The following is a 26,565-nucleotide window of genomic DNA, read 5'->3' on the forward strand; positions in this document are numbered from 1 at the left end:
CTCCTCCGGGAGAGGGGTCAATATACCCAGCGAAATTTCTGCAAATCGATTTGACCCGACCCTGACACCTGCACACCCTCTGAAAGTAACGCCTGACGCTGACGCTGGAGATCCGGCCCGGTGAGCGAAATGGCGCCATGACGATTCACCACCCGATGCCAGGGCAGCGTACTGCCTTCCGGCAGCCGTTTCAGGACGCCGCCAACCTGTCGCGCCGCGCGCGGGGAACCGGCCAGGCGTGCGACATCACCATAGGTGGTGACGTAGCCTTCCGGGATTGAGGCCACAATTTGCCATACGCGCTGTGGAAAGGAGTCGTGTGCGTCCATACCTTCACCTGTGGGGAGTTTCTGGAAAGCTATGGTAAACGAAGATCTTCATGATTGCTGCGCCTGTTTGCGCAAGAAACCAGCATCCGGTTCCTGGTCGCTTGCAATTGGGCCTTAGCACAGGGATAATGCGCCAGCGCGTTGGTTATCAACGCTCTCAATGGGGGCTCTGTTGGTTCTCCCGCAACGCTACTCTGTTCACCAGGTCAGGTCCGGAAGGAAGCAGCCAGGGCAGACGACGTGTGTGCCGGGATGTAGCTGGCAGGGCCCCCACCCATTTGCGGCCTCATAAGATTCTTCAGCTTTACCTCTCCCCTTAAATCGCTATCCCACAATAATACTGCGCCTATATCGTGTAATATATATTTCATTGTACTGAAATATTATTGTCATAAACCTGTAATAATAGACTGTCATTTTATAATTGGATGGTTATTTTCTTCCATAACTCAAAAAAATATATATCTGGATAACATTGTTAACTTCGTGTATTAAATAAAGTACTTATTCCGAAGGGAAGTGACAAACATGGCTACAGCGGTATTAAACGTTAAGATTGATGATGCGCTGAAAGAAAGACTTCGCCACTATGCGGAAGTGAATAACGAGAATTTAAGCGTGACGACAGAGAAACTGCTGCTGCTGGCGTTCGAAGCAGTAGAAGAGGCGGGAGTATCGGAAGAGGATATTGATAATCAGCATACGGAAGAAGAGAGTGTTTCTCCTTTTACTCCTAAAGAAATCAAAGCTCTACGTAAACTTCTGAAGAAGAGAAAATGAAACAACAACTGTCAACTGCCAGTGACTACAAAGAGGCCTGCGATCTGTTGCGTTCAGGCTATGTGAAGCACGTACGTCTTGGCTGGAATGTCGGAAGTGATGAGTTCTTTCGTATTGCGTCTGACTGGTGTGATACCGGTGCGAAAATAAAGAAAGACGGTGAAAGCTTCGTTATTTCACTGAAAGGTTTTCCTATTCCTGCTCAGCACTAACTCCTGACCGGTGAAAACTGCTGACTGCCTCCGTGACAGTCAGCAGTTTTTATTTTTTATGATCGGCTTCAAAAATTTTAATATTAGATCACGCTGCGTTTCAATGATGGCACGTTTTTATTCAGGGCGAGCCATAGCGGTTTTATCCTCAGCAACGCCTGCTCAAGCTCTGTCGATTCGAGCGAGAAGGGCATCCGCAAATAGCGGTCAAACGCGCCGGATAAACCAAACCGTGTACCGGTCCCCAGATTGATCCCCAGAATCTCAGCCCGCGCGGCAAGCTGTGTCGCCAGCATGCCCGGGAGCTCTATCCAGTAAGAGAGCCCGCCTTCCGCTTCATGGAATTTCCAGTCCGGGAAATGTTCGCGCAACAGTTCACCGCATCGATCGCGTCGTTCCGCAAGCATCTTGCGGCGAGCGGGCAGAAACGTCTCGCTATTGTTAATGAGCCACTCCATCGCCAGCTGTTCCAGCAGCGGAGAGCCTAAATCGAGGGTGTCCCGCGTCTGGGCAAGCGTGGCGATGGTGCGCGAGGAGGCGCGGATCCAGCCGAGACGCAGCCCGCCCCAGAAGCTTTTTCCGGCAGAACCTAAGGTAATGACGGTGGCCTGCGGGTTGAACGCGGCCAGCGGCGGCGGGGGAGGCGCGTCAAACCAGAGATCCACCATCGTTTCATCCACCACCAGCGCCGTGCGGGTTTGGGCTGCGATATCCGTGATGGCCTGACGGGTGGCGATATCCATACAGCGCCCGGTGGGGTTATGAAAATCAGGCATCAGATACGCCAGGCGCGGCGCCGTCTGGGCAAGCGTTGCCGCGAAGCCATCCGTATCCCAGCCGGTTTCCGGCAGCGACACGCCTACGGGTCGACACTGCGCTCCCTGAATGGCGGCAATCGCCAGCGGATAGGTGGGATGATCGACCACGACGCGATCCCCCGGCCCGGTCATCATCCGCAGTACCAGCGCAAAGCCGCTGACGGCGCCATTGACCACCATCACTTCGTCTGCGCGGGTGGGAAGACCCCGCGCGGTATAGCGCGCAGCAATGGCCTCCCGCAGCGTCGGCAGCCCAAGCTGATCGTAGCCCGTCAGCGAAAGGTGCTGCGTAATGGCCGTGAGCGCATGGGCATAAGCCTGATGGATCTCCGGCCCGGCATTGAGTGCGGCAGTGGAGAGATCCAGTGCCGCACTTGCCGCTGAAAGGGTGGGAATGGCGCGCGTATCCGGGAGGAGCACGCATGATCCGCTGCCGTGGCGGCTTTCAAGATAACCCTCTTCCCGCAGGTGGGCGAGGGCGCTGCTGATGGTGGTCCGGCTCACGTCCAGCGCAGAGGCCAGCTCACGCTCGCCCGGTAGACGCGTATTCAAAGCCAGACGTCCATCAAGGATTAACAGACGCAGCGCGTCGGCCAGCTGTCGCCAGAGCGGGGTGCGGGATGAGGTTTGCTGCCAGTGGCCTAAAAGGCGTACCAGAGACTGGCTTCCGAAGCGGCGTGATGACATATGCAGTCCACTATTTGAAAACTGGACATTAATCATAGTGCCATTTTAGGTCAGGATGAAAGCCTGGTTCACTGGAGAAGATAAAAATGGTACGTCGTCTGCTACAACTCTATGTCGGTTTAGGACTGTATGGCCTTTCCACCGCAATGTTTATTCGCTCCGATTTGGGTGTCGATCCCTGGGATGTATTTCACCTTGGGGTGGGGATGCAGCTGGGGATGACTATCGGGACAGTAATTATTTTAGTCGGCGCTGCGGTGCTGTTGCTGTGGATCCCGCTGCGTCAGATGCCGGGGCTTGGCACGATCAGCAACGTGATTTGTATCGGCCTGGCGGCAGACGCCAGCATGGCGCTTATCCCGGAACTGGATTCATTACCCGTTAGAATCGCTTTTCTGGTGTCGGGCATCGTGATGAACGCAATTGCGACCAGCATGTACATCGGCGCAGGTTTCGGGCCTGGCCCGCGCGACGGCCTGATGACCGGCATTCATGCCCGTCTGGGGTGGTCCATTCGCAGCGTGCGTACCTCAATTGAGGTGTCCGTCCTGCTGATTGGGTGCGTGCTGGGCGGCACGTTTGGGGTGGGAACCGTACTGTATGCCCTGACCATTGGCCCGCTTATTCAGCTCTGTCTGCCCTGGTTCCGCCAGAAGCCGCGCATTGCGGAAATTCCTCAGCCGGAGCGGGTTGTTTAATTTTGCGAAGCGCTCACATGTTTTAACGGCGTCGCTGTGCCAGAATAGGGGCACGATAAACGCGATGCCAGAATGCATGAAAGCTATCACTCTCTATGATGTCGCCCTCCTTGCGGGGGTTTCTTACCAGACCGTCTCCCGCGTTATTAACAACGCGGAACATGTGTCTGCCCGCACGCGAGAAAAGGTGCAGCAGGCGATGGCGGAGCTGCACTACGTTCCCAATCTTCGGGCACAGCAGCTGGCGGGGAAACGCACCCGTACGCTGGGCCTCATCACTACCGACCTGGCCCTGCACGCGCCTTCACAAATTGTGTCGGCGGTAAAATCCCGTGCGGAGCAGCAGGGGGCGAGCGTCCTTATCTCCATGGTGGAGCACCCCTGGCAGTGTCAGGCTGCGCTTCAGGCGCTGCTGGCACAGCGGGTGGACGCGCTGCTGGTGAATGTGCCGCTTGACGATACGCACGCCGAAGAGCTCAGGGCGCTGGCGTCGCCTGTTCCGGTGCTGTTCCTCGATGTATCACCCTCAGCGCAGGTACATAGCCTCGTGTTTAACGCCGAGCAGGGGGCGCATCTGGGCGTAGAGCATCTGCTTTCGCTGGGGCATCAGCGCATTGCCCTGCTGAGCGGGCCGGAAAGCTCGGTCTCTGCACGGGCGCGCCTGGCGGGATGGAAAACCGCTCTGACATTCGCGGGGCTTGAAGCCGCTGCGGTGGCCTACGGTGACTGGAGCGCGGCCAGCGGATATGAGAAGGGACATCTGCTGTTGTCTGCGGCAACATTACCGGACGCGATTCTGGTGGCGAACGATCAAATGGCGCTCGGGGTGATGCGCGCCTGCGCGGAAAAAGGGGTAGCGGTTCCGGGCCAGATATCGGTAGTTGGGTTTGACGATACGGCCGACAGCGCCTGGTTTTCTCCGCCGCTAACGACCATTCGCCAGGCGTTTCGCGAGGCGGGCGAACGCAGCGTAGAGTGGCTGCTGGCCCCCTCCTGTGACGATGTGTGCTGGCAAACTCAACTGCCGGTGACGCTGGTTACCCGTCATTCCAGCGCGCGCCGCGCGCCGTTGCAGGCCCAACGCGAGGAGCTGGCGCAGCAGCTCAGAAGCCTGGCACTCCTTGCCGAGCAGCTTGCCCGCAAATAAAACTTTGTGATCGGACTCGCTACCCCGCGATTGAACGCTTTACCGTCGCAGAGTGCCAGGGCATGTTAACCAAAATTGTGAGCGCTTCGCAAAGAGGTTACTATGTCCACCACTTCACCGCTGACCCTCAGCGCCATTCTGGCCCGTCGGGACTGGGAAAATCCTGGCGTCACCCAGTGGAACCGTCTGGCCGCACACGCGCCGTTACACAGCTGGCGCAATGAGCACTCGGCAAGAGATGACGCTGGCTCCATCAGCAGACACGCTCTCAACGGGCTCTGGCGGTTTAGCTACTTTAGCTCGCCGGAGCAGGTTCCTCAGGCATGGGTAACAGAAGATTGCGCGGATGCCGTTGCGATGCCCGTACCGTCTAACTGGCAGATGCAGGGGTTCGACACGCCCATCTATACCAATGTCACCTATCCCATTCCCGTTAACCCGCCTTTTGTACCGCAGGAAAACCCGGCCGGTTGTTACTCGCTCACATTTGAGGTGGATAACGCCTGGCTTCAGAGCGGGCAGACCCGCATCATCTTTGACGGCGTGAACTCGGCGTTCCATCTGTGGTGCAACGGACAGTGGATGGGCTATTCCCAGGACAGCCGGTTGCCCGCCGAATTTGACCTCTCGGCGGCACTACGCCCCGGACAGAACCGCCTGGCGGTCATGGTATTGCGCTGGTGCGACGGCAGCTATCTGGAAGATCAGGACATGTGGCGCATGAGCGGCATCTTCCGCGATGTGACCTTGCTGCATAAACCCGGGACGCAGATAGCCGATTATCACGTCGTAACGGATCTGAACGCGGAGCTGGACCGCGCGGTGCTCAAGGTTGATGTCACGCTGGCAGGCGCTGGCTTGGCGGACGGCGAGGTGGTCTTTACCCTGTGGCGCAAGGGGGAAAAATGCGCCAGCGTTTCCCGACAGCCCGGGTCTGCCATTGTTGACGAGCGAGGCAGCTGGGCCGAGCGGCTAACCGCAACGATCCCCGTCGACCAGCCCGCACTCTGGAGTGCTGAAACGCCAGAACTGTATCGCCTGACGATGGCGCTTCTTAACCCGCAGGGGGAGGTGCTGGAGGTTGAAGCGTGCGACGTGGGCTTCCGCCGCGTTGAGATCGGCAATGGCCTGCTGAAGCTTAACGGTAAACCGCTGCTGATCCGCGGGGTTAACCGTCACGAGCATCACCCGGAAAACGGCCAGGTGATGGACGAAGCGACCATGCGTCGCGATATCGAAATCATGAAGCAGCACAACTTCAACGCCGTGCGCTGCTCGCACTACCCGAACCATCCGCTGTGGTACCGGCTTTGCGATCGCTACGGGCTGTACGTCGTTGACGAAGCCAATATCGAAACGCACGGCATGGTGCCGATGAGCCGCCTTGCTGACGATCCGCGCTGGCTGCCCGCGATGAGCGAGCGCGTGACACGCATGGTGCAGCGCGATCGTAATCATCCCTCGGTTATCATCTGGTCGCTGGGCAATGAGTCGGGCCACGGTGCGAATCACGATGCGCTGTACCGCTGGGTGAAGTCCACCGATCCGACGCGCCCGGTTCAGTACGAAGGCGGCGGCGCGAACACGGCGGCGACCGATATTGTCTGCCCGATGTACGCCCGGGTCGATCGGGATCAGCCCTTCCCGGCAGTGCCTAAATGGTCAATCAAGAAATGGATCGGCATGCCGGACGAAACGCGCCCGCTGATCCTCTGTGAATACGCCCACGCGATGGGAAATAGCTTCGGCGGGTTTGCGAAATACTGGGAAGCGTTTCGCAGCCATCCTCGCCTGCAGGGTGGTTTTGTCTGGGACTGGGTCGATCAGGCCCTGACGAAACGGGACGAAGATGGCAATACGTTCTGGGCGTACGGCGGAGACTTCGGCGATAAGCCGAACGACCGGCAGTTCTGTCTTAACGGGCTGGTATTCCCCGATCGCACGCCGCACCCGGCGCTGTACGAGGCGCAGCGCGCCCAGCAGTTCTTTACCTTTACGCGGGTCAGCACCTCTCCGCTGGTGATTGAGGTGCAAAGCGGCTACCTGTTCCGCCACACCGATAACGAAGTGCTGAACTGGACGGTTACCCGGGACGGGGACGTGCTCGCGGCGGGCGAGGTGACGCTGGCGATGGCGCCTGAAGGCGCCCAGCGTCTGGAGATTGCCCTGCCGGAGCTGAACGCCGGGCCGGGTGAGGTCTGGCTGAACGTTGAGGTGCGCCAGCCGCGGGCAACGCCGTGGTCACCGGCGGACCATCGCTGCGCGTGGGAGCAGTGGTCGCTTCCGGCTCCGCTCTTTATTGCTCCGCCACCCCCGGCGGGCGAGCCGCCGGTGTTAACGCAAAGCGATCGCACCCTGGAGGTCACCCATGGTCAACAGCGCTGGCAGTTCGATCGCGCATCCGGACACCTGACCCAATGGTGGCGAAATGGTGTTGAAACGTTGCTTTCACCTCTGACGGATAACGTCAGCCGCGCGCCGCTGGACAACGACATTGGCGTGAGCGAGGCGACGCAGATCGATCCGAACGCGTGGGTTGAGCGCTGGAAAGCGGCGGGCATGTACGATCTCACCTCGCGCGTGCTGCGCTGTGACGCAGAGCAGCACGCAGGCGAAGTGGTGATCGCAACCCGGCATGTTCTTGAGTATCGCGACAACGCGCTGTTCCTGAGTCGTAAAGTCTGGCGGGTGGACGATCGGGGCGTTCTGCATGGCGATATTCAGATTGATGTTGCGTCTAATATCCCTGAACCTGCGCGCGTTGGCCTGAGCGTTCATCTTGCCGAAACGCCGGAAAACGTTCACTGGCTGGGGCTGGGGCCGCATGAAAACTACCCGGACAGAAAGCTGGCGGCGCAGCAGGGGCGCTGGACATTACCTCCTGGAGACATGCACACGCCGTATATCTTCCCGACGGAAAACGGTTTGCGCTGCGATACCCGGGAACTTGTGGTGGGATCGCATCAGCTGAACGGCGCGTTCCATTTCTCGGTGAGTCGCTATAGCCAGCAGCAGCTGCGTGAGACAACCCATCATCATCTGCTGCGGGAAGAGCCGGGATGCTGGCTGAATCTCGATGCGTTCCATATGGGCGTGGGCGGCGACGACTCCTGGAGCCCCAGCGTCTCGCCGGAATTCATCCTGCAGACACGCCAGCTTCGCTATACCTTCAGCTGGCAGCAGAAGCCTTAACTGCCCAGGAGATGCGGCCACCGGGCGTGGCCGCACGCTTACCCCATAATGCCGTTCAGGCCATGCAGGCTCATATAAATTCCCACCACGGTAATCAGCGCTGCGGAGATCCACGGCGCTTTACGGGAAAAGTCGCTAAACCCGGGCCAGCGTTTTGTCGCATGTTTGAGGCTTAAGGCGGCAATCGCGCCGGACGCGACCAGCGTTAACGCCAGACCAATACTGAAGCTGAATACCAGCGTCGCGCCGAGGGCAAAATGCTTTAGCTGCAGGCAGATCAGCAGCACGGTGATGGACGCCGGGCAGGGGATAAGCCCGCCGGTCAGGCCAAACATCACGATCTGTCCGGTGGTGACATTTTGACCGCTGAAGCGGCGGTTAATATCCTGCGCGTGCGCGCGCTGGTGGGCGTCCTGCCACTCTTCGTCAATCAGCATGTGTTCATGGTGATGATGATCATGATGGTGGTCATGGTCATGGTGGTGATCATGGTCGTGATGATGATCGTGCGGCTGGCTCTCTTTCCAGGTTCGCCACGCCATCCACAGGGCGATCGCAACGATCAACACCCCGGAGATCAGCTGGAACCAGGGTTCAGACGTATGCGCATCCCAGCCCCGACCAAACCACAGTCCCGCCATCGCAACGAGCCAGACCACCGCCGTATGGGAGAGCGTGGCCGCCAGACCGAGCAGCACCGCCTGTTTCAGCGTGCCGCGGATGGCCACGATAAAGGCGGCCATCATTGTTTTTGAGTGGCCCGGCTCCAGGCCATGTAGCGCACCGAGCAGGATAGCGCTGGGAACAAACAGCCAGGCATTGCCCTGCTGAAGAAGTGAAGCAAAATCGGTCATGGGAAATTCCGGAGTGGAAAGCGTGAGGAGATACTACTCCCCCCCAGTAGATTAATACTACCCCCCAGTAGAAAAATACTCAGGGGGAGTAGAGCGTGATATGCTTTAAAAGCCAAAAAATAAGGGATACAGAGATGTCACATACCGTTCGCGACAAGAAAATGTTACTGACTCGCCTGAAGAAAATTCAGGGGCAGAGCACCGCGCTGGAAAAAATGCTCAACAGCGATCACGAATGCGCCGAGGTGTTACAGCAGCTGGCGGCGATCCGCGGGGCGGTCAATGGCATGATGATGCAGGTGATCGAAGGACATTTAACCGATCACGTGGTGAAAGAGCCTGAAGAAGCGCAGCGTGAAGCCGATCTTGGCGTGGTATTGCGGGTGATGAAATCCTATCTCAAGTAGCGTGCGTGCCGAGGTTATTTTCTGCCCAAAGAATAAATTCGGTTTTTGGCAGCGCTTTGCTGTAGTACCACCCCTGCCCGTACTGCACGCCGTGCCGGTGCAGCCAGGCGAGCTGCCCTGCGGTCTCGACACCCTCCGCCACCATCGCCAGCTTCAGCGACTTCGCTATTTCAATGATGTGTGGCGTCACGTTTTTATATTCCAGCGCATCCACGAAAGACTTATCAATTTTTAGCGTGTCGACGTCCAGATCCTGCAGATAGCTCAGGCTGGAGTAGCCCGTGCCAAAATCATCAATATAGACAGGGTGGCCCGAGCGACGGAATGCGGCGATAGCCGGTGCGCTAATTTTGGGATCGGCAAAGCCGCGCTCGGTGAGCTCAAGGGCGATCTGCCGGGGATGGATTTGCCACTTATTCAGGAGCTGACTCAGCAGAGGCGGCAGGATGCCGGAGGTTAAATCGGCAGGGGCGAGGTTAACCGAGATATGCTGATCCGGATGGCGTTGCAGCCAGTGGCCCATATCTTCAAACACCTTTTCGATGACGAGCTGCGTGAGCTGTGAGATGAGCCCCGTTTGCTCGGCAAGCGGGACGAAAATATCTGGCGAGAGACTGCTTCCGTCCGGCTGAGGCCAGCGCGTCAGCGCTTCTGCACCCACGATTTTTCCGCTGCATAGCGCCACGATGGGCTGATAGTGAACCACAAAATCGCGGCTGTTAATGGCATCAAGCAGGCGATTGCGCGGCGACTGTATACGGCGCAGGACCTGCAGGACAAAGAGCGCGGCAAGCAGGCTCATCAACATGCCGAACGGTAACCAGAATAGAAGCTGCCGGTGCCAGGTTTCAGCCAGCGGTTTGAGCGTAGCCCATGCTACGACGGTAAACCCCAGCTCAGGTACAGACTTCATGACGTACATTGAACCGTTGTACTGCACGCTTTTCACACCCCGCTCCTGAATCATGTCGCGGATGTGCGGATCGAGCTTATTGCTGCTGGCGAATATGCGGTGGGTTGCACTTCCTACCAGGGCGGCATCAATCGCTATCTCACCGAAAGGGATCACGTCCACCAGCGAGTCAGGGTCGACCAGGACAAGGTAATGACCTTTTCCCAGCACGGCCATGTAGCGGTGAAACCCGAGATCGTTCTGCGTGGTCAGCCATGCGCTGTAGCCATCTTCGGTAATGCGCATCGGCGGCGGGAAAGGGGACGCATGGCTGGTTTGCTCCAGGGAGGAGCAGAGCGGTTTAAGGTTGTCGATATAAATGACTTCCTGGATATAGCGCCACGAGAAAGCGACGCGACGCATCTCCCTTAGCTGCAGAGGGCTACACGGCACGCCCTCAACGGTCTGCAGATGATTGAGTGCTTCTTTTGCCTGATCCACGACCCTGTCGGTTCGTATCAGCACGCGTGAGGCATAGTTATCCAGCGCATCGACAAATTTATCTTCCGCCTGGCGATGGGCCAGCCAGATGCTCAGGCAAATGGGGACCAGCACGGAAAAGATAAGTACGCCAGTCACCAGACTGACCAGATGTCGGGTTTTCATGCTGCCGTGTCCTTCCTCGTATACCCGTTCCTGGGCGCTGAGTTCCCTGCCTGAAGAGAAAGATTTTACCGCGAAATGATATAGTTATAGCACGTGGGTGGCGTGGTTTTCATTTTATCTAAGGCAAACCAGAAAATATCATCAGAAGAGAGGGGTTGTTTTTTCAACCTGGCCTGGATATTATTTTGTTATGTTATAACAAAACATAAAGGATTTACGATGAAACCCGATATCCATCCAGCCTATCGCACCGTGGTATTCCACGACACCAGCGCGAATGAATACTTCAAGGTTGGCTCAACCATTAAGACCGACCGCGAAATTGAACTCGACGGTGAAACATATCCGTACATCACCATCGAGGTTTCTTCAAAATCGCATCCGTTCTATACCGGTAAGCAGAAAACGTTCTCCACGGACGGCAGCGCAGCGCGCTTCCGCAAGCGTTTTGGCGGCTTTCTCAATGCGAAGCGGGGCTAACCATGCAGGTACTTAACTCATTACGCAGTGCAAAGCAGCGTCACCCGGATTGCCAGATAGTCAAACGCAAGGGACGCTTATACGTGATTTGCAAAACCAATCCGCGCTTTAAGGCGGTTCAGGGACGTAAAAAAAGACGCTAGACGCGCGTTTCTCGCCAGCTTTCCAGGGATCTTTTCTGTTTGCCATCGGCAGTAAAATTGTCGGTGGCAAGCCAGCTTTCAAAGGCGCCCGCCAGCGCTGGCCACTCTTTGTCGAGAATTGAAAACCAGTCGGTATCCCGGTTGTGGCCTTTTATAACCAGCGCCTGGCGAAAGCGCCCCTCAAACTGGAAACCCAGACGCAGTGCCGCCTTACGGGAAGGCTCGTTCAGGCTATTGCACTTCCATTCATAACGCCGATAGCCCAGGGTATCGAACACGTACCGCATCAGCAGATACTGCGCTTCTGTCGACATCGGCGTGCGGCTTAAAAGAGGAGAGAAGTGAACGTGCCCCACTTCCACGACCCCGTTTTTAGGATCGATCCGCATCAGGGACAGCGTCCCGACGGGGGACTGGGTCCGGTTATCGATAACGGTAAAGTGGATGGGATCGGATAACTCACTTACGCTCGCCACCCATTCGGCAAACTCCTCTGCGGTGGCATCGGGTTCACGCAGCAGCCACGTCCAGCTGCGGGTATCTTCGGCCAGGGAATACGCTGAGAACAGCGCGTCGGCATGCTCCACGCGCAGCGGCTCAAGCCGACAATAGTGGCCCTGTAAGACCACCCGGGACGGGTGTTGACGGGGCTGCCAGTCGGTAAGCGCTTCGCCCACCGGCTGTCCGAACTGATTGAATGTCTTCATCTTCATTTCCGTGACGTTGAAAAGAGCTTCAGACTAGTGAATTGCTGGTTCCTTAAAAAGAACCACTACGCTATGTTTTGATGGTGCCACGAGGAGGCGAGATGAATATACCGGGTGATGAATTTTATACCCTGCTCCATGCAGCGCTGAAAACACGCGGGGAAGAGACGCTACAGCGTGCGCTCTACCTGGCTTTGCGGGAGGCGATACTTTGCGGAAGGCTACGATCCGGCAGCCAGCTTTCCGGTTCGCGAACGCTGGCTCAGCAGCTCTCCCTTTCCCGGAATACCGTCAATGCGGCGCTGGACCAGCTCACCCTCGAAGGATATTTGCAGCGTAATCGCCAGGGAACGCGGGTGGCACAGCTCGCTCACCGTTCCGTCACCCGGACAATGCCGGACCCTGCCATCACGCTCGCAAAACGGGTTGGGCTGCTACCCGCGCCTGTGCCCCGGGATACGCCGGTTCTGGCCTTTACGCCGGGAACGCCTGCCATCAACTATTTTCCTCTGCCTCTGTGGCGGCGATTGTACGATCGCGTGATGCGGGAGGAGGGAAATGCTCTGTTAGGCTATGGCGACCCGGCCGGCGAGCCGTCGCTGCGGGCCGCGATTGCCCGGCATCTCGCCCTGTCCCGCGGTATTGACTGCGACGCCAGCCAGATTGTAATAACCGAAGGCGCGCTTGAAGGCGTCAATCTTTGCACGATGCTGTTAAGCGAGCCTGGCGATGTCGCCTGGGTGGAAAACCCCGGCTATAGCGGGGCAAAGAGCGCGTTTGTTAAAACCGGCCTGACAATGACGGGAATACCGGTTGATGACGAGGGAATGTGCTGGGAGGGGATGGATGCGCCTGCCCCCTCACTGATTTTTACCTCACCTTCGCACCAGTTTCCTTACGGGAGCGTGCTCAGCGCGCGGCGGCGGCTGGCGCTGCTGGAGCTGGCCCGGCAGCACAGCGCGTGGATCATTGAAGACGATTACGACAGCGAGTTCCGCTATGCCGGCGAGCCCGTACCGGCGATGCTGGGAATGGTCAACAATGCGCCCGTTGTGTATCTGGGGACGTTCAGTAAAACGCTGTTTCCATCGCTCAGAATGGGGTTCATGGTGTTACCGCCAGCGCTGGCGAAAGCGGCGCGTCCGGCCATCGGCTCGCTGTTGCGCGGTGGGCATCGCGCGGAACAGCGTACCCTGGCGTTGTTCATTGAAGAAGGTCATTACGCCCGCCACCTTGCCGCCATGCGTCGGCTCTATCGTAAACGTTACCGCCAGCTGCGGGAGGTGCTGGACGCAGAGCTTCATACGCCGCACCGTATTCTGGCCGGTGAAGGGGGAATGCATCTGACGCTGGCGATAGACGATATTGACGACCAGAGGCTGGTGGCGCAGGCGAGGGCGTTTCAGCTGGCACCCGCTGCACTGAGCGGGTACTACCTGGAAGCGAAGCAGGGGCAAACCGGCCTGGTTTTAGGTTACGGCAATACCTCTGCTTCGCAGTTTGCGCCGGGGATCCGGCGTCTGCAGGCGTTAATTACGCAGCAGCAGGGCGGGAAAGGGTAAAGACATCATAGAAAGAGAGCTGACCTTTGGTGGAGACCATTTTTTGCAGCTTTTCTTTTTGCCCGGCGTCAACCGCCGGAGAGTGCATGATGTTTTCGATCAGCTCTTCTGGCACATAACGCGTGTTGTACCATTCGCCGTTGTAGCAGACCCGGAAATCGAGCACGTCGATATCTTCGTAACGGTAGCGCGGGTTCACGTCGAAAAAGAAAAAGGCGTTAAAGACAACAAACAGTACAACCAGCAGCCAGACGGAGTCCACCAGCGTTTCGGACTTCAGCATCACAATAAGCGTCGCCAGCCAGGCGGCATACATGGCGACAAACAGGCCAGGATGTTTGCGAATAAAACTAATGCTAAAGCGCGGGCGATTGTCGCGCTTTTCGCGGAGGTTAAGATCGTCGATGGTGGCGGTAAGCAGGCGCTGTATCTCGGTCATTTTTTGCCTTCATAAGAGTTGACAATACAGGGGATCTGCCAATTTTAGGGGAGCCATCAGGCTGAAAAAAGTAACAGTCTGGCGCTAAAAGACCATAACAGTTGGCTCCCCGGAACCTCACAGCGTTTTGATGATTTTTGCCGGGTTGCCGCCAACCACGACGTTAGCCGGGACGTCTTTCGTCACGACGGCGCCGGAGGCCACCACCACATTATCACCAATGGTGACGCCAGGGTTAATGACCGCCCGGCCACCAATCCAGACGTTATTGCCAATGCTGACGGGTTTTCCAAACTCCACGCCACTATTCCGTTCCTCTGCTTCCAGGGGATGGGTAGCCGTATAAATATGAACGCCCGGCGCGAGCATACAGTTATCGCCAATATGAACAGGGCAGACATCCAGCATTACGCAGTCGAAGTTAGCGTAAAAGTTTTTGCCCAGATAAATGTTATACCCGTAGTCGCAGCGGAAGCTTGGTTCTATATAAGCACCTTCACTTTGTCCCAGAAGTTCCGCCAGAATGTTCTGGCGTTCTGTTTTTTCATCAGGTGCGGTGTGGTTATAGCGGTAAACCAGATGGCGGGCGCGCAGTCGGTCGGCCCGTAACGTCTCATCGCCGGGGCGGTAATGTTCACCGGCAATCATTTTCTGTTTTTCTAAGCTCATTGGAAACCTCGCTGGATGTGATTACCGCAGGGTAATCGGAACAGGCCAGAAGGGGAACGTTCCCGAAAAGCCGATGTGACTGGCGTCACAACATTGTTGCTGATGAACACGTTTACACGGAGACCTGGCCTGGGCGCAGGGAGTATAACGGGATAGGTAAAAAAAGTTTAAAACGTGGCGTAGAACTCTACAGACACCCTTCAAAGATTAACGGACAAATTTCCATACAGAAGTAGGGATCTTGTCATACAGTTTATTCATTGTTAGCTCAGCAAGACGATGGTCAGCGGCTGAATAAAATACCGCCAGTTCATTATCAGAGAGCTCGTATTTATTCTTTTCAATGACGCGCTCAAGCGTGTCAATTGACTGACAGCGACGTAAGCGCATCAAATAATCGACCTTTGTGAGTGGTTTATCAGACATAAATTCACCTTAGTAATTGTAATAATTTTAACAGGAAAGACTAACCGGGTTAGCTCTGCTCACGTTGACGAAACAGCGGAATAGCCGGTTTCCCGATTTACGCCATTTTTGCAAATCCTGGGCGTTAATGCCGTAACTGCTGAACAACATAAAGGTGTCGTCCAGGTATTCATCAATTTGCTCAATGAGCTTATTATCTTCATTGTACTTAATTTTATAATTAAGTGCGAAGGTAGCGATATGCTCTATCAGCTCATTCAACTGTAAATTGATGGCAGACGTTGGGTCGTTTACCCAGCCATGGTTGCTTTCATCAAGGTTGGCAAGGCAGTCATGGTACAAGGATTCGCAGAGAAATTTCAACTGCGCGATATCATGCCTTTTTGGCGAGTACTCGTCCATAGCGCATCCCCTTCTGAGTGATTTCTTACTCACCGAACATCATTGTCGGGATGGGTACAACTGACTTAGCTACATGAGTGCTGTGTTCCTGATAACCTAACTATAAGCCACTCCTTCCTGAATTTCATCGCGCTATTACGAAAAATTACAAATAAAACCGCAGACTGCGAGCATGTACGCAAATGGTCATCCTGGGCTCCACTTTTTTATCCAAATTAACGAAGGTGTTTTATCGCTTCCTTACGTTTCATTGGGTTAGCAAAAATGATGAGAAAAGTTCAGATTCAGACTTATCTTTGTAAGAACTTCTTATTAGGAATATTCCTAGTGGCTTAAGCGGAGATATGAAATTAAAAAAATCCCGAATTCACGGATTAAGTTATCAGTTAATTATGATATGTCTATTTAAAATGACAGAAAATAAATAGAACCACAATAAGCGTAATTTATGATTTTTTCTGAAAATGAAAAAGGCCGCTAATGCGGCCTTTTTATCATGTGAAACCGGTATCAGTGAGGTTCTACCGAATGACTGTGTTCAACATCTTCATTCTTTCGGCTAAAGCGGCGGCGAACCACCACGAAGAACACCGGTACGAAGAAGATAGCCAGTACGGTCGCGGTAACCATGCCGCCCATTACGCCTGTACCTACTGCGTTCTGCGCGCCGGAGCCCGCACCGGAGCTGATAACCAGCGGCAGTACGCCGAGGATAAACGCCAGCGACGTCATCAGGATTGGGCGCAGACGCATACGAACCGCCTCAAGCGTCGCCTCAATAAGACCTTTGCCCTCTTTCTCCATCAGATCTTTGGCGAATTCAACGATAAGTATCGCGTTCTTCGCCGACAGGCCAATGGTTGTCAGCAGGCCTACCTGGAAGTAAACGTCGTTGGTTAGCCCACGGAACGTTGCCGCAAGCAGCGCACCGATAACCCCGAGTGGAACCACCAGCATAACGGAGAACGGAATCGACCAGCTCTCGTACAGTGCCGCCAGACACAGGAAGACCACAATCAGTGAAATGGCGTACAGCGCAGGAGCCTGGTTACCGGACAGACGTTCCTGATAGGACATACCGGTCCAGTCATAGCCGATACCTGCAGGCAGTTTACTTGCCAGCTCTTCCATCAGGTTCATGGCTTCACCGGTGCTTCGGCCCGGCGCTGCCTGACCCAGGATCTCCATAGACGGCAGACCGTTATAGCGTTCCAGACGCGGTGAACCGTATTCCCAGCGTGACGTTGAGAATGCCGAGAACGGAACCATCTGACCATTGCTGCCGCGCACGAACCAGCTGTTGATATCGTTTGGCAACATACGGTACTGCGCTTCGGACATCACGTACACTTTCTTCACGCGACCGCGGTCGATGAAGTCGTTAACGTAGCTACCGCCCCAGGCTGCGCCCAGCGTGGTGTTGATGTCACTGATGGATACGCCCAACGCCTGGGCTTTCTCCTGGTCGATATCGATCTTGTACTGCGGCGTATCTTCCAGGCCGTTTGGACGCACGCCGACCAGCAGGTCAGGATGTTTAGCCACTTCACCAAACAGCTGGTTACGCGCCTGCGTCAGTTTCTCGTGGCCCAGACCGCCCTGATCAATCAGCTGGAAGTCGAAGCCGGTCGCGGTACCCAGTTCAACAATCGCTGGCAGGTTAAAGGCGAAGACCATCGCATCTTTAATCTGCGAGAAGGTGCCCATAGCACGGCCGGTGATGGCTTCAACCTTGTTCTCTTCGCCCGGACGTTCAGACCAGTCTTTCAGAGAAACGAAGGCAATACCGGTGTTCTGACCACGACCCGCAAAGCCAAAGCCGTTAACCGCAAACACGGACTCAACGTTGGCTTTCTCTTTGGTAAGGTAGTAGTCCGTCACTTCATCCAGCACTTTCTGGGTACGCTCTTGCGAGGCACCCGCCGGAAGCTGTGCCATCGTCAGGAACACGCCCTGGTCTTCATCTGGCAGGAACGAGCTTGGCAGACGAACGAACAGGAAGGCCATGCCCACCACGATGATGATATAGAGCAGCAGGTAACGACCGGTGCTGCGCAGGATGTTGCCCACGCTGTCGGTGTAGTGGTGCGTGCTCTTATCAAACATGCGGTTAAACCAGCCGAAGAACCCTTTATGCTCGCCGTGACCGCCTTTCTGAATTGGCTTCAGCATGGTGGCACACAGGGCAGGTGTCAGGATCAACGCCACCAGCACCGACAGCGCCATCGCGGAAACGATGGTAATAGAGAACTGACGGTAAATTGCACCGGTAGAGCCACCGAAGAAGGCCATCGGGATAAATACCGCAGACAGCACCATCGCGATACCGACCAGCGCGCCCTGGATCTGACCCATTGATTTACGGGTCGCTTCCTTCGGCGGCAGTCCTTCTTCCGCCATCACGCGCTCGACGTTCTCCACGACCACGATGGCGTCATCCACCAGCAGGCCGATGGCGAGCACCATCCCGAACATCGTCAGGGTGTTTATCGAGTAGCCAAATATCGACAGGATCGCAAAGGTCCCGAGCAGAACAACCGGCACGGCAATCGTTGGGATAAGCGTCGCGCGGAAGTTTTGCAGGAACAGGTACATCACCAGGAATACCAGGATGATCGCCTCAACCAGCGTCTTAACCACTTCGTGAATCGAGATTTTGACGAACGGTGTGGTGTCGTATGGGTAAACGATTTTCAGACCTGACGGGAAGAACGGTTCCATCTTCTTCAGCTCTGCGCGGATCGCCGTGGCGGTGTCCAGGGCGTTAGCGCCTGTCGCCAGTTTGATACCCAGACCGGAAGCCGGTTTGCCGTTGAACTTCGCGATGATGTCGTAGTTCTCACCGCCCAGCTCAACTTTCGCCACGTCGCGCAGGCGAACCTGCGAACCGTCCTGATTCACTTTCAGCAAGATCTTGCTGAACTCATCGGCAGAGGTCAGACGGGTCTGCGCGATGATCGAGGCGTTAAGCTGCTGGCCTTTCACCGGCGGTGTACCGCCTAACTGACCGGCCGCTACCTGGGCGTTCTGCGCTTTAATCGCGCTGATCACGTCGACCGGCGTCAGCTGGAAGTTGTTCAGCTTGTTCGGATCCATCCAGATACGCATCGCGTACTGGGAACCGAACAGCTGCACGTCACCCACACCGGAAGTACGGCTGATGGCGTCCTTCATGTTGGCGCCCACGTAGTCGGAAATATCCTCCTGCGTCATGGTGCCGTTGGTGTTGATAACGCCGACAACCATCAGGAAGCTACTGGACGATTTCTCGACGCTCACACCCTGCTGTTGTACTTCCTGCGGCAGCAAAGGCATAGCCAGCTGCAGTTTGTTCTGCACCTGAACCTGCGCAATGTCAGCATCCGTACCTGACTGGAAGGTCAGGGTGATCTGCACTGTACCGGTGGAGTCACTGTTTGAGGACATGTACATCAGGTTATCGATACCGTTCATGTTCTGTTCGATAACCTGGGTAACGGTGTCCTGCACCGTTTTCGCATCAGCCCCCGGGTAGGTTGCGGAAATTGTCACCGCCGGTGGCGCAATCGTTGGATATTGCGCGACAGGCAGCTTCAGGATCGCAAGTCCCCCGGCCAGCATGATGATAATGGCGATCACCCACGCAAATATGGGGCGATCGATAAAGAAATTAGGCATGTCTTAACGGCTCCTGTTTAAGTTAAGACTTGGTTTGTTCTGACTGGCCAGCGGCCGAAGCTTGTTGTTTATCGTCAGATTTCACTTCCTGTGCTTTAACCTGCGCGCCAGGACGAACTTTTTGCAAACCAGTAACAATCACGCGATCGCCATCTTTCAGACCTTCCGTCACCAGCCATTTATCGCCAATCGCCTGGGTGGCGGTGATATTGCGCGTTTCGACTTTGTCATCAGCCCCCACAACCAGCGCGCTCGCATCGCCGCGTGGCGTACGGGTCACACCTTGCTGTGGAACCAGAAGTGCGGTTGGATTCGTTCCCTCTTCCAGACGTGCGCGAACGAACATCCCTGGCAGCAGATTCTTGTCAGGGTTCGGGAAAATCGCACGTAAGGTAATGGAACCGGTGGTCTGGTCGACCGTCACGTCAGAGAATTCCAGCGTACCTTCCTGCGGGAACTTGATACCGTCGTTGGTAATCAGCTCCACTTTGGCTTTGCCGTTTTCCTGTTTCAGGGTGCCGTTAGCCAGCTCCTGTTTCAGGCGCAGGAAATCGTTGCTGGACTGCGTCACGTCAACGTAGATCGGATCAAGCTGCTGTACGGTCGCCAGCGCAGTGGTCTGACCGTTCTGCACCAGTGCCCCTTCCGTGACGGAAGACTTACCAATACGACCGCTGATAGGGGAGGTCACTTTGGTATAGGCCAGGTTAATGCGCGCGGTTTCGACAGCCGCTTTGGCTGCTACCACGGCCGCGTTAGCCTGCTGGGCATCTGCCAGGGCGGTATCGTAATCCTGTTGGCTGATGTACTTGGTACCGAGCAGTTTTTGGTAACGGTTAAGCGTCAGTTGGGCGATTTTGGCTGCGGCTTGCGCTTTTGCCAGGTCGCCTTTCGCGCTTTCATACGATGCCTGATAGGTTGCTGGATCAATCTGATACAGAGACTCACCGGCTTTCACATCACCACCTTCGGTGAAGTTACGCTTCAGGATAATGCCGCTAACCTGAGGACGCACTTCCGCAATGCGGTAAGCATTTGTACGGCCTGGTAATTCGGTGGTGATTTGTAGAGGTTCAGATTTGAGCGTCACGACGCCTACTTCTGGCGCCTGCTGAGCTCCTTGTTGAGCTGGTTTGTCGTCACATCCTGTAAGCGCTAAGCTGCCTGAGAGCATCAGAACGACCGCCAGAGGCGTTAACCCTCTGTTTTTGTTCATATGTAAACCTCGAGTGTCCGATTTCAAATTGATCAAGGGTCCTGAGTCTAAAACCCATTGCTGCGTTTATATTATCGTCATGCTATGGTACATACATTCACAAATGTATGTAAATCTGACTCCTGTAAATTCACCCACCTATGGCACGAAAAACTAAACAACAAGCGCTGGAAACCCGACAACACATACTGGATGTGGCAATACGTTTGTTCTCTCAGCAGGGTGTTTCATCCACCTCGCTGGCACAAATTGCGCAGGCTGCCGGTGTGACGCGGGGAGCGATTTACTGGCATTTTAAAGATAAGTCAGATCTGTTCAGTGAAATCTGGGAGCTTTCAGAGTCCAGCATTAGCGATCTCGAGAGTGAGTATCGGGCAAAATTCCCCGACGATCCACTCTCAGTATTGAGAGAAATATTAGTATATATCCTTGAAGCGACGGTAGTTGAAGAACGTCGCAGATTAATGATGGAAATTATCTTTCATAAATGCGAGTTCGTGGGCGAAATGGCGGTGGTGCAGCAGGCGCAACGCAGCCTTAGCCTGGAAAGCTATGACCGTATTGAACAGAACCTGAACCTGTGCATGCAGGCAAAGCTGTTACCGGCCAATCTCTTGACCCGGCGGGCGGCAATCCTGATGCGCAGCTACATTTCCGGTCTGATGGAAAACTGGCTTTTTGCGCCGCAATCCTTTGACCTCAAAGAGGAAGCCCGCAGCTACGTGGCGATTTTACTGGAAATGCTACAGCTCTGCCCCACGCTGCGCAGCGAAGCACCTTCGCTAACGGCCTGATCCCTTTCCAGGATTTATCTCAGAGGATAACGTTCGCGCTATTCTGCTCCCGGCGAGCGTGATATTCTTCACGCCGGACTATTTTCGGTCATCTTCTGACATCATTCACAACTATGCTGCCCATCAATCGCTCGCAACATCCTGTATTTGCATTGCTCTTTGCGATGCTGTTTTTCTTCGCCACGGCGCCGCTGACCTGGGCCCGCGCCGATAACAGCAATGATATTCCCTCGCGCGGCGATGTTCAGTCGCAGCTCGACACGCTGAACAAACAGAAAGAGCTCTCTCCTCAGGAGAAACTCGTCCAGCAGGATCTGACGGAAACGCTGGAAACGCTGGATAAAATTGAACGCGTCAAAGCAGAAACCGCCCAGCTTCGTCAGAAGGTGGCGCAGGCTCCTGAAAATATGCGCAAAGCGACGGAATCGCTGAACGCCCTGAGCGATGTCGATAACGATACCGAAACGCGCAAGACGCTCTCGACGCTCTCTTTACGTCAGCTGGAGTCGCGCGTCGCGCAACTGCTCGACGACCTGCAAACCGCGCAGTCCGACCTCGCGACCTATAACAGCCAGCTTGTCTCCCTGCAAACCCAGCCCGAGCGCGTGCAAAATGCGATGTACTCCGCGTCTCAGCAGCTGCAGCAGATCCGCAACCGCCTGAACGGCACGACGGTGGGAGAGGGCACGCTGCGCCCTACGCAGCAAACCCTGCTGCTGGTTCAGCAGAGCTTGCTCAACGCACAGATTGAACAGCAGCGTAAAAGCCTGGAAGGGAATACGGTGCTTCAGGACACGCTTCAGAAACAGCGTGATTATGTCACCGCGAATATTAATCGCCTGGAACACCAGCTTCAGCTGTTACAGGAGGCGGTAAACAGCAAGCGCCTGACCCTGACGGAAAAAACCGCCCAGGAGGCCGTATCACCGGACGAAACCGCCCGCATTCAGGCGAATCCGCTGGTGAAACAGGAGCTCGAGGCCAACCACCAGCTTAGCCAGCGCCTGATACTGGCGACGGAAAACGGTAACTCGCTGGTTCAGCAAAATATCAAAGTGAAGAACTGGCTGGATCGCGCGCTGCAGGCCGAGCGCAACATCAAAGAGCAGATCGCGGTTCTGAAAGGCAGCCTCCTGCTGTCGCGTATTCTCTACCAGCAGCAGCAGACGCTCCCCTCCGCCGATGAGCTGGAGGACATGACCAACCGCATCGCGGATTTACGTCTGGAACAGTTCGACGTCAACCAGCAGCGTGATGCCCTTTTCCAGAGCGATTCCTTTGTCGCCAAAATTGAAGAGGGACATTCCAGCGACGTGAACCCGGAAGTGCACGACGCGCTGCTCCAGGTCGTTGATATGCGTCGCGAGCTGCTGGACCAGCTCAACAAACAGCTGGGCAACCAGCTGATGATGGCCATTAACCTGCAGATCAACCAGCAGCAGCTGGTGAGCGTCTCGAAAAGTCTGCAGGAGATCCTGACCCAGCAGATTTTCTGGGTGAACAGCAACAAGCCGATGGACTGGGACTGGATTAAATCCTTCCCGGAGACGCTGAAAACGCAGATCAAGAGCATGAAGATCACCGTAAACTGGGAGAAAGCCTGGCCTGCGGTGACGATTGCCTTGCTGGCGGGATTACCGCTGCTGCTGATTGCCGGCCTGATCCGCTGGCGTCTGGGCTGGCTGAAAAAATACCAGGCGAAGCTGGCCTCCGAAGTGGGGCAGCTGCGCAACGATAGCCAGCTCCATACGCCAAAAGCGATTCTGATCGACCTCATTCGCGCCCTGCCGGTGTGCCTGATTATTCTCGCCGTGGGCCTGATTCTGCTCACCATGCAGCTCAACGTCAGCGATCTGCTGTGGGCGTTCAGTAAAAAACTGGCGCTGTTCTGGCTGGTATTTGGCGTGTGCTGGAAGGTGCTGGAAAAAGACGGCGTGGCGGTGCGTCATTTCAACATGCCTGCGCAGCTGACCAGCCACTGGCGTCGTCAGATTGTGCGCATCAGCCTGGCGCTCCTGCCGCTGCACTTCTGGTCAGTTGTCTCTGAGCTTTCCCCGCTGCATCTGATGGATGACGTGCTGGGTCAGCTGGTCATCCTGCTGAACCTGCTGCTGATTGCGATCCTGATGTGGCCGATGTGCCGCGACAGCTGGCGTGATAAAGAGTCCCACAATATTCGTCTGGCCACCGTGACGGTGCTGGCGATCATTCCGCTGGCGCTGATGGTGCTGACGGCAACGGGCTATTTCTATACCACGCTGCGCCTGTCCGGGCGCTGGATTGAAACGGTCTATCTGGTGATCGTCTGGAATCTGCTCTATCAGACCGTGCTGCGCGGCCTGAGCGTGGCGGCCCGCCGCATCGCCTATCGTCGTGCTATCGCGCGTCGTCAGCATCAGGTGAAAGAGGGGGCCGAAGGCGCGGAGCCACAGGAAGAGCCGACCATCGCCCTGGAGCAGGTTAACCAGCAGACGCTGCGCATCACCATGCTGGTGATGATCGCCCTGTTTGCGGTGATGTTCTGGGCTATCTGGTCCGATCTCATTACCGTTTTCGCCTATCTCGACAGTATTACCCTCTGGCAATACAACGGTACCGAAGCGGGCGCTGCGGTGATGAAAAGCGTGACCATGGGCAGCCTGCTGTTTGCGCTGGTGTCGTCGGTGGTGGCCTGGGCGTTGATTCGCAACTTGCCGGGTCTGCTTGAAGTGCTGCTCCTGTCACGTCTGAATCTTCGTCAGGGGGCTTCCTACGCCATTACGACGATCCTCAACTACGTCATCATTATTGTTGGGGCGATGACGGTCTTTGGCTCGCTCGGCGTCTCGTGGGATAAACTGCAGTGGCTGGCGGCCGCCCTCTCGGTCGGTCTTGGTTTTGGCCTGCAGGAGATCTTCGGTAACTTTGTGTCCGGCCTGATCATCCTGTTCGAACGTCCGGTACGAATCGGCGATACCGTTACCATCGGCACCTTCTCCGGTACGGTCAGCAAGATCCGTATTCGTGCCACCACCATCACCGACTTCGATCGCAAAGAGGTGATCATCCCGAACAAAGCGTTCGTGACCGAGCGTCTGATCAACTGGTCGCTTTCCGATACGGTGACGCGCGTGGTGATCCGCCTGGGCGTAGCCTATGGATCGGATCTGGAGAAGGTGAAAGAGGTGCTGCTGAAGGCGGCGTCAGAACATCCGAAAGTGATGCACGATCCGGCTCCGGCGGTCTTCTTCACCACCTTTGGGCCGAGTACGCTGGATCACGAGCTGCGTTTATACGTGCGCGAGCTTCGTGACCGCAGCTACACGGTGGATGAGCTTAACCGGTCTATCGATCGCCTGTGTCGTGAAAACGATATTAATATCGCCTTCAACCAGCTTGAGGTTCACCTGCGTAACGAGAAAGGCGATGAGCATACGGAAGTGAAGCGCGAGATTAAGGGTGATGACCCTCACCCTAACCCTCTCCCTTGAAGGGAGAGGGAATAATCTGGTGCGGGCTGCTTTTACCCTCTCCCCTCAGGGGAGAGGGCAGGGTGAGGGGGTAATTTTCCTTCAAAATCCCGCCGCACAATCTCCAGTGCCTTAAGCACCGTCTCGGCGGGGATCTCATGATTCTCCAGCAGCATAATCAAATCGACGGCCAGCTTGACCTCATCGGGTGCATTTTCCAGTGACATGGGTGTGGCTCCTGTTAACGGGTCAAACGTTCAATGACGCGCTCAATCTCATCCCGCGCCTGGCGGCAGCGGGCGAGGCGTCCTTCCAGTGCGCTAATCTCGCGCATCAATAGCTGCTGCTCTTCCAGCGTTTCGCTGTTGTTCAGCCGTAATTCGCGTTCGCGCTTCATCTCAAACAGCCGGCGCTCAAACTCCTGGTTCTCCAGCCGCTTGCGCTGCCATTTTCCGAGCCCCGGAGAGGCGCTGTCCCAGGCGCGCAGCGGCCAGGCGGCGATTTCGCGATGCAGAGCGGTGATCTGCTCAGTGAGATGCTCCGCAAGCCACGCCACCTGTTCCTGCTGTTCATTCTCAACCGCATGGCGAAGCTCGTCGAGGTTCGTCTGCGCTTCCGCCAGGTAATCCTGAATGACGGTGCTGCGGGTGCGAAAAAGCTGCCGGTCAAAGCGCGGCTTCAGCGTGGCGTGCCCCATTAGCGGTGTAGCCTGCTCCCGCAGAGCAATCAGCTGATTTTGCAGCCTCTCAAGAAGCAGTGCTGTTTTCAAGGCGCTCTCCAGTGGTAAAGTAGCCGTTCAGTTTGATAACGATTCGCATTATGAAGCGTACTATTTTAATCATCATTGGCTGGCTCGCGGTAGTACTTGGCACGCTGGGTGTGTTTTTACCCTTACTGCCGACCACGCCGTTTATCCTGCTGGCGGCCTGGTGCTTCGCCCGCTCGTCGCCGCGTTTTCACCACTGGCTGCTCTATCGCTCATGGTTTGGCGGCTATCTGCGGTACTGGCAAAAACACCGGGCCATGCCGCCCGGCGCTAAGCCGCGCGCGATCGCGGTGATCCTCATCACCTTCGCTATTTCATTATGGCTGGTGAAAATGATGTGGGTACGCATTCTGCTGCTGGCGATCCTGGCCTGCCTGCTTTTCTTTATGTGGCGGATCCCCGTGGTTGATGAAAAGCAACAAAAGCACTGAAGCCTCATCATGGCTGTTGCAATTATCACGCACAGCCAGTAAATTCGACCGTTTTCGAGCACAGGTGCGCCTGGTCAAAGGTTAAACAATTGTTGCCTTGACCGACTCGTTGCGCGCTGTGAGTAACACTGTTTTATTTAGGCAAAACCGATGACCGCAACTGCACAGCAGCTTGAATATCTGAAAAACAGCATCAAAAGCATCCAGGACTATCCAAAGCCTGGCATTCTTTTCCGTGATGTCACCAGCTTGCTGGAAGACCCGAAAGCGTACGCGCTCAGCATTGAACTGCTGGTCGAGCGTTATAAAAACGCCGGGATCACCAAAGTAGTAGGTACCGAAGCCCGTGGCTTCCTGTTTGGCGCACCGGTTGCGCTGGCAATGGGCGTGGGTTTTGTGCCGGTGCGTAAGCCGCGCAAACTGCCGCGTGAAACCATCGCTGAGAGCTACGAGCTGGAGTACGGCACCGATCAGCTGGAGATCCACGTTGATGCGATCAAGCCTGGCGACAAGGTGCTGGTGGTCGACGACCTGCTGGCAACCGGCGGTACCATTGAAGCGACCGTGAAGCTGATCCGTCGTCTGGGTGGGGAAGTGACCGACGCGGCCTTCATCATCAACCTGTTCGATCTCGGCGGCGAACAGCGCCTCGAAAAACAGGGTATTACCAGCTACAGCCTGGTGCCTTTCCCGGGTCATTAATCCCGGTTTTCACAACCTCGCTCAATGGGTGAGGTTGTGA

Annotated in this window: 25 protein-coding genes, 1 other RNA gene and 1 pseudogene; 14 read left to right on the top strand and 13 right to left on the bottom strand. The window is 55.9% G+C overall.

Annotated features, from left to right (window positions below; translation table 11 throughout):
• Positions 1 to 17: 17 nt before the first annotated feature.
• A pseudogene (locus tag L370_RS10125) lies at positions 18 to 415 on the bottom strand (MGMT family protein).
• An 84-nt stretch (positions 416 to 499) separates the two neighbouring features.
• On the opposite strand from L370_RS10125, the gene ffs reads away from it, so the two are divergent.
• The 3 genes from ffs to L370_RS10115 all read left to right on the top strand — a co-directional run bounded on the left by ffs (position 500) and on the right by L370_RS10115 (position 1,321).
• An RNA gene (gene ffs, locus L370_RS22780) (signal recognition particle sRNA small type) lies at positions 500 to 596 on the top strand.
• Positions 597 to 857: 261 nt separating this feature from the next.
• Entirely contained in the window at positions 858 to 1,109 is a 252-nt protein-coding gene (locus L370_RS10120; RefSeq protein ID WP_023310587.1) for a hypothetical protein, read from the top strand.
• Positions 1,106 to 1,321, top strand: coding sequence for a hypothetical protein (locus tag L370_RS10115; protein ID WP_023334722.1), 216 nt, complete (start codon positions 1,106 to 1,108; stop codon positions 1,319 to 1,321). The genes L370_RS10120 and L370_RS10115 overlap by 4 nt, the downstream gene beginning before the upstream one ends.
• Positions 1,322 to 1,404: 83 nt before the next feature.
• Here the strand turns inward: L370_RS10115 and L370_RS10110 are convergent, their stop codons facing one another.
• Positions 1,405 to 2,826: a MocR-like transcription factor YczR gene (locus L370_RS10110; RefSeq protein WP_023334723.1), complete on the bottom strand. Its 1,422-nt coding sequence runs from the start codon at positions 2,824 to 2,826 to the stop codon at positions 1,405 to 1,407.
• Between the two features lie 86 nt (positions 2,827 to 2,912).
• Here L370_RS10110 and L370_RS10105 point away from each other — a divergent pair, with 86 nt between their 5' ends.
• From L370_RS10105 to L370_RS10095, 3 genes are all read left to right on the top strand, one after another.
• Entirely contained in the window at positions 2,913 to 3,524 is a 612-nt protein-coding gene (locus L370_RS10105) for a membrane protein YczE (protein ID WP_023334724.1), read from the top strand.
• A gap of 76 nt (positions 3,525 to 3,600) precedes the next feature.
• Entirely contained in the window at positions 3,601 to 4,671 is a 1,071-nt protein-coding gene (locus tag L370_RS10100) for a LacI family DNA-binding transcriptional regulator (RefSeq protein ID WP_032666574.1), read from the top strand.
• A 102-nt stretch (positions 4,672 to 4,773) separates the two neighbouring features.
• Positions 4,774 to 7,863, top strand: coding sequence for a beta-galactosidase (locus L370_RS10095; protein ID WP_023334726.1), 3,090 nt, complete (start codon positions 4,774 to 4,776; stop codon positions 7,861 to 7,863).
• A gap of 38 nt (positions 7,864 to 7,901) precedes the next feature.
• On the opposite strand, the gene L370_RS10090 is transcribed toward L370_RS10095, so the two are convergent.
• Positions 7,902 to 8,717, bottom strand: a complete 816-nt coding sequence (locus tag L370_RS10090; protein ID WP_023334727.1) for a nickel/cobalt efflux protein RcnA — start codon at positions 8,715 to 8,717, stop codon at positions 7,902 to 7,904.
• Positions 8,718 to 8,851: 134 nt separating this feature from the next.
• On the opposite strand from L370_RS10090, the gene L370_RS10085 reads away from it, so the two are divergent.
• Entirely contained in the window at positions 8,852 to 9,124 is a 273-nt protein-coding gene (locus tag L370_RS10085; protein ID WP_023310594.1) for a metal-sensing transcriptional repressor, read from the top strand.
• Here the strand turns inward: L370_RS10085 and L370_RS10080 are convergent.
• A complete protein-coding gene (locus tag L370_RS10080) occupies positions 9,117 to 10,682 on the bottom strand; it encodes an EAL domain-containing protein (protein WP_023334728.1) in 1,566 nt (521 codons plus the stop codon). The two genes, L370_RS10085 and L370_RS10080, sit on opposite strands and share 8 nt — an antisense overlap.
• A 219-nt stretch (positions 10,683 to 10,901) precedes the next feature.
• Between L370_RS10080 and L370_RS10075 the strand changes: the two genes are divergently transcribed.
• Together L370_RS10075 and ykgO are read left to right on the top strand one after the other, a co-directional pair.
• Positions 10,902 to 11,162: a type B 50S ribosomal protein L31 gene (locus tag L370_RS10075; RefSeq protein WP_010428154.1), complete on the top strand. Its 261-nt coding sequence runs from the start codon at positions 10,902 to 10,904 to the stop codon at positions 11,160 to 11,162.
• A 2-nt stretch (positions 11,163 to 11,164) separates the two neighbouring features.
• A complete protein-coding gene (ykgO, locus tag L370_RS0121955; protein WP_005125190.1) occupies positions 11,165 to 11,305 on the top strand; it encodes a type B 50S ribosomal protein L36 in 141 nt (46 codons plus the stop codon).
• Here ykgO and L370_RS10070 read toward each other — a convergent pair.
• Positions 11,302 to 12,012 (bottom strand): GNAT family N-acetyltransferase, encoded by a 711-nt coding sequence (locus L370_RS10070; RefSeq protein ID WP_023334729.1) that lies wholly within the window; start codon positions 12,010 to 12,012, stop codon positions 11,302 to 11,304. The two genes, ykgO and L370_RS10070, sit on opposite strands and share 4 nt — an antisense overlap.
• A gap of 101 nt (positions 12,013 to 12,113) precedes the next feature.
• Here L370_RS10070 and L370_RS10065 point away from each other — a divergent pair, with 101 nt between their 5' ends.
• Positions 12,114 to 13,574, top strand: a complete 1,461-nt coding sequence (locus L370_RS10065; RefSeq protein ID WP_023334730.1) for a MocR-like pyridoxine biosynthesis transcription factor PdxR — start codon at positions 12,114 to 12,116, stop codon at positions 13,572 to 13,574.
• On the opposite strand, the gene L370_RS10060 is transcribed toward L370_RS10065, so the two are convergent.
• The 6 genes from L370_RS10060 to acrA all read right to left on the bottom strand — a co-directional run bounded on the left by L370_RS10060 (position 13,546) and on the right by acrA (position 20,383).
• Positions 13,546 to 14,013: a YlaC family protein gene (locus L370_RS10060; protein WP_023334731.1), complete on the bottom strand. Its 468-nt coding sequence runs from the start codon at positions 14,011 to 14,013 to the stop codon at positions 13,546 to 13,548. The two genes, L370_RS10065 and L370_RS10060, sit on opposite strands and share 29 nt — an antisense overlap.
• A gap of 117 nt (positions 14,014 to 14,130) precedes the next feature.
• The gene (gene maa / locus L370_RS10055) at positions 14,131 to 14,682 is read right to left on the bottom strand and encodes a maltose O-acetyltransferase (RefSeq protein WP_023334732.1); all 552 of its coding nucleotides are present in this window, start codon (positions 14,680 to 14,682) and stop codon (positions 14,131 to 14,133) included.
• A gap of 207 nt (positions 14,683 to 14,889) precedes the next feature.
• The gene (locus tag L370_RS10050; RefSeq protein WP_010428174.1) at positions 14,890 to 15,108 is read right to left on the bottom strand and encodes an HHA domain-containing protein; all 219 of its coding nucleotides are present in this window, start codon (positions 15,106 to 15,108) and stop codon (positions 14,890 to 14,892) included.
• Between the two features lie 27 nt (positions 15,109 to 15,135).
• Complete coding sequence (tomB, locus tag L370_RS10045) at positions 15,136 to 15,510, bottom strand: Hha toxicity modulator TomB (protein ID WP_008499288.1); 375 nt, start codon at positions 15,508 to 15,510, stop codon at positions 15,136 to 15,138.
• Between the two features lie 510 nt (positions 15,511 to 16,020).
• Positions 16,021 to 19,167, bottom strand: coding sequence for a multidrug efflux RND transporter permease subunit AcrB (acrB, locus tag L370_RS10040; RefSeq protein ID WP_023334733.1), 3,147 nt, complete (start codon positions 19,165 to 19,167; stop codon positions 16,021 to 16,023).
• Positions 19,168 to 19,189: 22 nt separating this feature from the next.
• The gene (acrA, locus tag L370_RS10035) at positions 19,190 to 20,383 is read right to left on the bottom strand and encodes a multidrug efflux RND transporter periplasmic adaptor subunit AcrA (protein WP_023310601.1); all 1,194 of its coding nucleotides are present in this window, start codon (positions 20,381 to 20,383) and stop codon (positions 19,190 to 19,192) included.
• A 140-nt stretch (positions 20,384 to 20,523) separates the two neighbouring features.
• On the opposite strand from acrA, the gene acrR reads away from it, so the two are divergent.
• On the top strand, positions 20,524 to 21,177 hold the full coding sequence (acrR, locus tag L370_RS10030; protein ID WP_023334734.1) for a multidrug efflux transporter transcriptional repressor AcrR: 654 nt from the start codon (positions 20,524 to 20,526) through the stop codon (positions 21,175 to 21,177).
• Positions 21,178 to 21,290: 113 nt separating this feature from the next.
• Positions 21,291 to 24,647, top strand: coding sequence for a mechanosensitive channel MscK (gene mscK / locus L370_RS10025; RefSeq protein WP_023334735.1), 3,357 nt, complete (start codon positions 21,291 to 21,293; stop codon positions 24,645 to 24,647).
• 32 nt (positions 24,648 to 24,679) lie between these two features.
• Here mscK and rsmS read toward each other — a convergent pair whose 3' ends face one another.
• Positions 24,680 to 24,853 carry a pleiotropic regulatory protein RsmS gene (gene rsmS, locus L370_RS10020; RefSeq protein WP_023334736.1) on the bottom strand — a complete coding sequence of 58 codons (174 nt, stop codon included), beginning with the start codon at positions 24,851 to 24,853 and terminating at the stop codon, positions 24,680 to 24,682.
• A 14-nt stretch (positions 24,854 to 24,867) separates the two neighbouring features.
• A complete protein-coding gene (priC, locus tag L370_RS10015) occupies positions 24,868 to 25,395 on the bottom strand; it encodes a primosomal replication protein N'' (protein WP_023334737.1) in 528 nt (175 codons plus the stop codon).
• Between the two features lie 50 nt (positions 25,396 to 25,445).
• Here priC and L370_RS10010 point away from each other — a divergent pair, with 50 nt between their 5' ends.
• The gene (locus L370_RS10010) at positions 25,446 to 25,823 is read left to right on the top strand and encodes a DUF454 family protein (protein ID WP_023334738.1); all 378 of its coding nucleotides are present in this window, start codon (positions 25,446 to 25,448) and stop codon (positions 25,821 to 25,823) included.
• Between the two features lie 150 nt (positions 25,824 to 25,973).
• Positions 25,974 to 26,525, top strand: a complete 552-nt coding sequence (gene apt, locus L370_RS10005) for an adenine phosphoribosyltransferase (RefSeq protein WP_000127359.1) — start codon at positions 25,974 to 25,976, stop codon at positions 26,523 to 26,525.
• Positions 26,526 to 26,565 lie beyond the last annotated feature (40 nt).

This window comes from Enterobacter sp. MGH 24, assembly GCF_000493015.1.
Taxonomy (GTDB): domain Bacteria; phylum Pseudomonadota; class Gammaproteobacteria; order Enterobacterales; family Enterobacteriaceae; genus Enterobacter.

Coding starts and splice junctions, on each gene's coding strand:
- mscK (WP_023334735.1), top strand. CDS start 21,291: ATGCTGCCCATCAATCGCTCGCAACATCCTGTATTTGCATTGCTCTTT.
- L370_RS10115 (WP_023334722.1), top strand. CDS start 1,106: ATGAAACAACAACTGTCAACTGCCAGTGACTACAAAGAGGCCTGCGAT.
- L370_RS10080 (WP_023334728.1), bottom strand. CDS start 10,682: ATGAAAACCCGACATCTGGTCAGTCTGGTGACTGGCGTACTTATCTTT.
- L370_RS10010 (WP_023334738.1), top strand. CDS start 25,446: ATGAAGCGTACTATTTTAATCATCATTGGCTGGCTCGCGGTAGTACTT.
- acrR (WP_023334734.1), top strand. CDS start 20,524: ATGGCACGAAAAACTAAACAACAAGCGCTGGAAACCCGACAACACATA.
- L370_RS10100 (WP_032666574.1), top strand. CDS start 3,601: ATGAAAGCTATCACTCTCTATGATGTCGCCCTCCTTGCGGGGGTTTCT.
- rsmS (WP_023334736.1), bottom strand. CDS start 24,853: ATGTCACTGGAAAATGCACCCGATGAGGTCAAGCTGGCCGTCGATTTG.
- L370_RS10090 (WP_023334727.1), bottom strand. CDS start 8,717: ATGACCGATTTTGCTTCACTTCTTCAGCAGGGCAATGCCTGGCTGTTT.
- apt (WP_000127359.1), top strand. CDS start 25,974: ATGACCGCAACTGCACAGCAGCTTGAATATCTGAAAAACAGCATCAAA.
- L370_RS10060 (WP_023334731.1), bottom strand. CDS start 14,013: ATGACCGAGATACAGCGCCTGCTTACCGCCACCATCGACGATCTTAAC.
- tomB (WP_008499288.1), bottom strand. CDS start 15,510: ATGGACGAGTACTCGCCAAAAAGGCATGATATCGCGCAGTTGAAATTT.
- maa (WP_023334732.1), bottom strand. CDS start 14,682: ATGAGCTTAGAAAAACAGAAAATGATTGCCGGTGAACATTACCGCCCC.
- L370_RS10120 (WP_023310587.1), top strand. CDS start 858: ATGGCTACAGCGGTATTAAACGTTAAGATTGATGATGCGCTGAAAGAA.
- ykgO (WP_005125190.1), top strand. CDS start 11,165: ATGCAGGTACTTAACTCATTACGCAGTGCAAAGCAGCGTCACCCGGAT.
- acrA (WP_023310601.1), bottom strand. CDS start 20,383: ATGAACAAAAACAGAGGGTTAACGCCTCTGGCGGTCGTTCTGATGCTC.
- L370_RS10110 (WP_023334723.1), bottom strand. CDS start 2,826: ATGTCATCACGCCGCTTCGGAAGCCAGTCTCTGGTACGCCTTTTAGGC.
- L370_RS10085 (WP_023310594.1), top strand. CDS start 8,852: ATGTCACATACCGTTCGCGACAAGAAAATGTTACTGACTCGCCTGAAG.
- L370_RS10075 (WP_010428154.1), top strand. CDS start 10,902: ATGAAACCCGATATCCATCCAGCCTATCGCACCGTGGTATTCCACGAC.
- L370_RS10050 (WP_010428174.1), bottom strand. CDS start 15,108: ATGTCTGATAAACCACTCACAAAGGTCGATTATTTGATGCGCTTACGT.
- L370_RS10095 (WP_023334726.1), top strand. CDS start 4,774: ATGTCCACCACTTCACCGCTGACCCTCAGCGCCATTCTGGCCCGTCGG.
- acrB (WP_023334733.1), bottom strand. CDS start 19,167: ATGCCTAATTTCTTTATCGATCGCCCCATATTTGCGTGGGTGATCGCC.
- L370_RS10065 (WP_023334730.1), top strand. CDS start 12,114: ATGAATATACCGGGTGATGAATTTTATACCCTGCTCCATGCAGCGCTG.
- L370_RS10105 (WP_023334724.1), top strand. CDS start 2,913: ATGGTACGTCGTCTGCTACAACTCTATGTCGGTTTAGGACTGTATGGC.
- L370_RS10070 (WP_023334729.1), bottom strand. CDS start 12,012: ATGAAGACATTCAATCAGTTCGGACAGCCGGTGGGCGAAGCGCTTACC.